Origin of the sequence: Limnobaculum eriocheiris, from assembly GCF_021010575.1 — a bacterium.
Lineage (GTDB): Bacteria > Pseudomonadota > Gammaproteobacteria > Enterobacterales > Enterobacteriaceae > Limnobaculum > Limnobaculum eriocheiris.
Genome location: NZ_JAJNAG010000084.1, coordinates 1 through 3,319, shown reverse-complemented (window position 1 = coordinate 3,319; position 3,319 = coordinate 1). Strand labels below are relative to the sequence as shown.

General features: G+C 56.3%; 1 protein-coding gene. It reads right to left on the bottom strand.

The features are described from left to right. Positions 1 to 3,300, bottom strand: a 3,300-nt coding sequence (locus LPW36_RS17500; protein WP_230611868.1) for a two-partner secretion domain-containing protein, incomplete at its 3' end; no start/stop codon positions are given. Positions 3,301 to 3,319: the final 19 nt, after the last annotated feature.

Genomic DNA, 3,319 nt, shown 5'->3' with positions numbered 1-3,319 from the left:
CCCCATCGACAACCGTAAATCCCCCAGCGCCTCAATCGTTGCACTGTGGTTATTCAGCACATCCCCCATCCCGGTGGCATTGCCGTTTTCATCAAGCAGTCGACCGATGGACATATTCCCGCCGCTGAATATCAGCGAATGGGTATCGTTGTTTAACGTACCCACGCCCATATCCAGCGTTTCACGCCCGGCGAGGGTGGCAGCGGTACCGCCCTCTTCCCGGTTATTAATCACATCGGCCTGTAACCCCAGCCAGGTGCCATAAATGCGACCGGTGCCGTCGTTATCAATCTGGCTGGCCTGTAAACGGGTCAGCAGACCGTCAATCAACCCTCTGTTGCTTAAAAGGCCATTCAACGTGAGGTTGTTGGACTGGGCACTGATAACCCCCGCCGCATCGTTGGTCAGCGAACCGGCGTTAAGGTACAGTTCACCGGCATACAGCTGACCACCGAGGTTGCTCCAGTGGCCTGTGGTTTGGGCATTGAAAGCATTGTTCACATAAAACTGAGCGCGGTCAGTGCTTATTTCACCCTCATGACCCTGCAGATTCACTGCTCCGGCACTCACCAGACCATCGGACAGATTAACCCCACCCGCATCCACATTCAGGGTGCCGGAAGCCAGCGTCTGCCCCTGTAAATCCACAGATTGCGTGCTGAGAATGGTGATATCACCAGTGTTGGCCAGTTGGCCGTTACTTTGCACACCGGCGGCCAGCAGGGCATTGCTGCCGTTGCTGAAATAATGGGTGGACAGAGTCATATCATTTAACGCCGCCAGCGTGGAGGTATTGCGGATATCTCTAGGCGCATGCAGATTCAGTGCCCCGCCGCTGTAAATCTGGGCATGGTTATCAATACGCTGCCCGGCGCTGAAGTCCAGCCCGGCAAAGGCATAGATATCGGCTTCATTGAGGATATTTCCGCTGGCATCCACTGACAGGGTATCTTCGCTGCGCAGCAGGCGGTTGTTGGTAAAGTTGCCATAGGAGAAGTACTTGCCCGCCCCCTGACTGTACAGCGTACCGTTATTCAGGATATCCCCGCCGGCACGGAGGGTCAGGTTACGGTCAGCGCCCAGCGTGCCGTCATTGGTCATTGCCCCGGCAATGTTAAAGGCAGCATGGCCTTTGGCATAAATTGTATTGCCGTTATACAGCGCATTTTGGGTAGTCAGGGTTAAATCACTGCCGCTGTTGAGGGTGCCGCTGTTGGTGACCTGACCGCTGGCGGCTATCGCCATCGTACCACCGCTATACAGGGTGCCGGTATTGAGCAGCCAGCCCGGTGTAGTCAGAGACAAACGGCTGTCAGAGCCTATCACGCCATGATTGGTCACATCACCACCGGTGTTAAGGGTGGTCTGGCCCTTGCCGTACAGCATCTGATGATTAAACAGTGCGTCATCAGTATTCAGACTCAGGTCACCATCGCTACCGATACCGCCATAGCTGGTCACCGACTGGTCTGCGGTTAATGACAGATTGCCTTTACCGTACAGCGTTCCGTTGTTATACAACGCCCCCGGCGTGGTCAGCGTCAGTAAACCGTCTGCCGCCAGTGTGCCGTTATTACTGACGGTGCCGCCCGCGGTTAACCGCGCATGGCCTTTAGCATAAATCGTATTGTTACTGGAGAACTCACCCGCCGCATTCAGGGTGATATCCCGGTCAGAGCCCAGGGTTCCGCTGTTAAGCAGACTGCTGCGGCTTTGTATCTGTACATCGCCACCACCGTAAATCGTACCGGTACTGTTGATATGGCTGGCGGACAGGGTCAGACCTTGCCCGGTATCCAGCGAGCCCCCGTTTAACAGCGCATTCTGAACGGTAAGCGATGCTGCATCCGCAGAATAAATACTGCCGTAGCTGGTCATCCGGTCGCCGCTGTCCAGACTCAAAAACCCGCCGCTGTTGATTTTACCGCTGGCCGTCTGATTGATATGTCCCGGTGTGCTGATGGCGGTGCGCCCTTTGCCCTGCAAAGTCCCGCTGTTATCAATGCTGCCGGCCGATACCCGAAGTGCCTGACCGGAAGAGAGCGTGCCGCTGTTATTCAGGGCACGACCACTGCTGACAGTGGTGTTGCCATCTGCCGCCATCACGCCCTGGCTGGTCAGGCTGCCCTGCGTGGTGACATTAAGCTGCCCGCTGGCACCGATTTGCCCGGTGCCGGTATTCACCACATCGCCCTGAGCACTGAGCTGAACCTGATTTTTACCAAACAGCGTACCGCTGTTGGTCAGCCCCTGTGGGGTGGTGACCGTCAGGTCCTGTCCGCTGCTTATCGTTCCGCTATTTTCTATACGGCCATCGGCGGTCAGCACTACCGACCCTGCCTGCGTACCGATATGCCCGGCATTACGAACACCCACGCCGTTTTCCGTTCCCACCATGCGGATAGTGTTAGCGTACATACCGCCCAGCGCAGACACGTCCATCGAGAACGGCGGGCTGCTGCCATCGCTGTCACCCTGTTTTTCAATCTGACTGGTATCGGCGCTGACCTTGTTCTTACCGGTGACGACGTTAAGCTCACTGGCCCAGACACCGGCGTTAACATCAACCGATTGAGCGATGATATCGGTATAGCTCTGCTGGCTGCTGTCCATTCCGCGGCCCTGAATGGTCACCCTGCCCTGTTGGACGTTGTAACCTTCCAACTGACCATTCACCAGATTTGGTGTGCCGGTCGTCAGGGTGGCGCGGTTGGCGTTAATAAAACCACAGCCGTCACAGGTAATACCCGATGGGTTGGCTATCACCACCTGCGCTTTTTGCCCTGCCACTTCCACATAGCCGTTTAACTGACTCGGATTGCGGGAATTGACTTCATTCAGAATGATTTTAGCCCCGCCGCGTATCACCTGCGGGTTGCCGTCAACATAACCGCCCAGTTGGGTTTGTACTGGAGTAGCCGAGTTATTGAGAATGGCGCCACGGTTATCCACATCAAACTGGCTGTAGGTATTGTGCGATACGCCTGCGGCGCTCGGTGTCTGGATATTCACCTGCGGCGTGCCGTTAGCACTGCCGATGACCGTTGGCTGCTGGTTGCCCGGTGCGCTGTGGTCCGCCACAATATCGGCCTGTACCGGCATGACCGTCAGCAGGCCCAGCGCCATACCGGTCAACAGCGTGAGGGGTTTAAGACCGGCAATCAATTGGCTTAAGGTATGTCCGGCGCCGGATGAAACACGGGAACTCCCCCCGTCGGCACGGGCACCGGCAATGTCCGGCACCACCATTAACTGGCCGCGGGCCCGGTTGAAAATAACGCGGTATAAATGCTTGTTCATTAGTAAAATCCTTTTTACT